Here is a 3,678-nt window from a genome sequence, read left to right as displayed (position 1 = left end):
GCGATGTGACGAACCCGTCCCCGTCAGCCGTCCCGCGGCCGCTCCGATCGGCCGGGAGTCGTTCAGTACCGGCCATCTTCGTGAACCGGGGCGGCCGCGCCCGCGCCGTTCACCCGGAATTCGCGCCCTCGACGCCGGAAGGTGCCAGCCTCTGCGAAGGGATGACCGGGGCATGACGGACGAACGGGGTACGGGCATGGAGAGCGGGCCTGCGATCTTCGCCGGGACGGCGTTCGCGCTGTTCGGGGCCGCGCTGCTGCTGTGGACGGGGACGCGGGTGCTCCAGCGCGAGCCCGTGGCGCACGGAGTCGCGCCGGGCACGGCGGCCGTCCTCACCACCCTCTTCGGAGCCGTCTTCCTTCTTCTCGGGGTCTGGTGCTTCGGCCGCCTCTGAGCGCGCCCCGCCCCGCCCGGCCGGAGGTCCGGGCGGCAGGAATGCCAGGAGTCGGGTTACCGTTCGAGTGGCCGTTGCGGGCTTTCGCCGTTTGACACGGGGGCGGGTTGTACCGTCACACTCCGCAGCGACGACAGCGTCAGCGTCACCGTGACGTGCAGCTGCCGTGTGTGCCAGGGCCAGTGCCGTACACGCGTACGTGCCACCGAGCGTCGACCGGAGAGAAGAGCGAAGTTGTCCCCGACCAGCGAGACCGCACAGGGCGGCCGCCGACTCGTCATCGTCGAGTCGCCTGCCAAGGCGAAGACGATCAAGGGCTACCTCGGCCCCGGATACGTCGTCGAGGCGAGCGTCGGGCACATCCGCGACCTCCCCAGCGGCGCGGCCGAGGTGCCGGAGCAGTACACCGGCGAGGTGCGCCGCCTCGGAGTCGACGTCGAGCACGACTTCCAGCCGATCTACGTCGTCAACGCCGACAAGAAGGCCCAGGTCAGGAAGCTCAAGGAGCAGCTGGCCGGGGTCGACGAACTCTTCCTCGCCACCGATGAGGACCGCGAGGGCGAAGCCATCGCGTGGCACCTCCTCGAGGTCCTGAAGCCCAAGGTCCCGGTCCACCGGATGGTCTTCCACGAGATCACCAAGGACGCGATCCAGGCCGCCGTCGCCAACCCGCGCGAGCTGAACAAGCGCATGGTCGACGCGCAGGAGACCCGCCGCATCCTCGACCGGCTCTACGGCTACGAGGTCTCGCCGGTCCTGTGGAAGAAGGTCATGCGCGGCCTGTCCGCGGGCCGTGTGCAGTCCGTCGCCACCCGCCTCGTCGTCGAGCGGGAGCGCGAGCGCATCGCCTTCCGTTCCGCCGAGTACTGGGACCTGACCGGCACGTTCTCCACCGGCCGCGCCGGTGACGCCTCCGACCCGTCGTCGCTGGTCGCCCGCCTGGCGACGGTCGACGGGCGGCGGGTCGCCCAGGGCCGTGACTTCGGCGCGGACGGGCGGCTGAAGTCCGAGCAGGTGCTCCACCTCGACGAGCAGAACGCCCGGGCCCTCGCCGCGGCGCTGGCCGAGACCTCGTTCAGCGTGCGCTCGGTCGAGTCGAAGCCGTACCGCCGCTCCCCGTACGCCCCGTTCCGGACCACCACCCTCCAGCAGGAGGCGAGCCGCAAGCTGGGCTTCGGGGCCAAGGCGACCATGCAGGTCGCCCAGAAGCTGTACGAGAACGGCTTCATCACGTACATGCGTACGGACTCCACGATCCTCTCGGACACGGCCGTCGCCGCTGCCCGGGCGCAGGTCACGCAGTTGTACGGCGCCGACTACCTGCCGGAGAAGCCGCGGGTCTACGCGGGCAAGGTCAAGAACGCCCAGGAGGCGCACGAGGCGATTCGTCCTTCGGGTGATCGTTTCCGCACTCCGGCGGAGACCGGCCTCACCGGTGACCAGTTCCGGCTCTACGAGCTGATCTGGAAGCGGACGGTCGCGTCCCAGATGAAGGACGCGACCGGCAACTCGGTCACCGTGAAGATCGGCGGCCGGGCCGCCGACGGCCGCGACGCGGAGTTCAGCGCCTCGGGCAAGACGATCACCTTCCACGGCTTCATGAAGGCGTACGTGGAGGGGGCGGACGACCCCAACGCGGAGCTGGACGACCGAGAGCGCCGGCTGCCGCAGGTCGCCGAGGGCGACGCGCTGTCCGCCGAGGAGATCACCGCGGACGGCCACGCGACCAAGCCGCCGGCCCGCTACACCGAGGCCTCGCTGGTCAAGGAGCTCGAAGAGCGCGAGATCGGCCGCCCGTCGACGTACGCGTCCATCATCGGCACGATCCTGGACCGCGGCTACGTCTTCAAGAAGGGCACGGCCCTCGTGCCGTCCTTCCTGAGCTTCGCCGTCGTCAACCTGCTGGAGAAGCACTTCGGCCGGCTCGTCGACTACGACTTCACGGCCCGGATGGAGGACGACCTCGACCGCATCGCGCGGGGCGAGGCCCAGGCCGTCCCGTGGCTGAAGCGCTTCTACTTCGGCGAGGGCAGCCAGGACGCGGCGTCCGGCGGCGCCGCCGACGCCGGCAACGGCGACGGGGACCACCTCGGTGGTCTGAAGGAGCTGGTGACCGACCTCGGCGCGATCGACGCCCGGGAGATCTCCTCCTTCCCGGTCGGCGACGGTGTCATGCTGCGCGTCGGCCGCTACGGCCCGTACGTCGAGCGCGGCGAGAAGGACTCCGAGGGGCACCAGCGGGCGGACGTCCCCGAGGACCTGGCTCCGGACGAGCTGACCGTCGCCTACGCGGAAGAGCTCTTCGCCAAGCCGAGCGGCGACTTCGAACTCGGCGTCGACCCGGTCAGCGGCAACCGGATCGTGGCGAAGGACGGCCGGTACGGCCCGTACGTCACCGAGATCCTGCCCGAGGACACCCCGAAGACCGGCAAGAACGCGGTGAAGCCGCGGACCGCCTCGCTCTTCAAGTCCATGGCCCTCGACACCGTGACCCTCGAGGACGCGCTCAAGCTGATGTCCCTGCCGCGCGTGGTGGGCACGGACGCGGAAGGCGTCGAGATCACGGCGCAGAACGGCCGCTACGGCCCGTACCTGAAGAAGGGCACGGACTCGCGGTCGCTGACGGACGAGGAGCAGCTCTTCACGATCACGCTGGACGAGGCGCTCGCGATCTACGCGCAGCCCAAGCAGCGTGGCCGGGCGGCGGCCAAGCCGCCGCTGAAGGAGCTGGGCGTCGACCCGGTGAGCGAGAAGCCGGTCGTCGTGAAGGACGGGCGCTTCGGCCCGTACGTCACCGACGGCGAGACGAACGCGACCCTGCGGACCGACGACAGCGTCGAGACGATCACGCCGGAGCGCGGCTTCGAGCTCCTCGCGGAGAAGCGGGCCAAGGGCCCGGCGAAGAAGGCCGCCAAGAAGGCGCCGGCCAAGAAGACGGCGGCGAAGAAGGCGACGCCCGCGAAGAAGGCGGCCACGAAGAAGACCGCGGCCAAGAAGACGACGACGGCGAAGAAGACGACGACGGCGTCGGCCGCGGCGAAGAAGACCGCGACGAAGAAGACGACGACGGCGGCGAAGCCGGAGTAGCGCCCGCGGGCGCGAACCGATCGATCGCCACGAAGGGGCGGGGGCGCGGACCTCCGCCCCTTCGACGTTTCCGAGGCCGGGACGGAGACCTCGGCCCCTTGGGCGTTTCCGGGGTGGGGACGGAGACCTCGGCCCCTTGGGCGTTTCCGAGGCCGGGACGGAGACCTCGGCCCCTTGGGCGTTTCCGGGGTGGGGAC

Annotated in this window: 2 protein-coding genes; both read left to right on the top strand. The window is 70.6% G+C overall.

The window, feature by feature from the left end; translation table 11 throughout:
* Positions 1-196: 196 nt before the first annotated feature.
* Entirely contained in the window at positions 197-394 is a 198-nt protein-coding gene (locus tag AB0K65_RS00610; RefSeq protein ID WP_365713604.1) for a hypothetical protein, read from the top strand.
* Between the two features lie 234 nt (positions 395-628).
* On the top strand, positions 629-3,481 hold the full coding sequence (topA, locus tag AB0K65_RS00605) for a type I DNA topoisomerase (protein ID WP_365712814.1): 2,853 nt from the start codon (positions 629-631) through the stop codon (positions 3,479-3,481).
* Positions 3,482-3,678 lie beyond the last annotated feature (197 nt).

Source organism: Streptomyces sp. NPDC053755 (genome assembly GCF_040677675.1).
Taxonomy (GTDB): domain Bacteria; phylum Actinomycetota; class Actinomycetes; order Streptomycetales; family Streptomycetaceae; genus Streptomyces.
This window is presented reverse-complemented; position numbering and strand designations above follow the sequence as displayed.

Bases quoted from the DNA above. Each gene is read 5' to 3' on its own strand.
- AB0K65_RS00610 (WP_365713604.1), top strand. From the start codon at position 197: ATGGAGAGCGGGCCTGCGATCTTCGCCGGGACGGCGTTCGCGCTGTTC.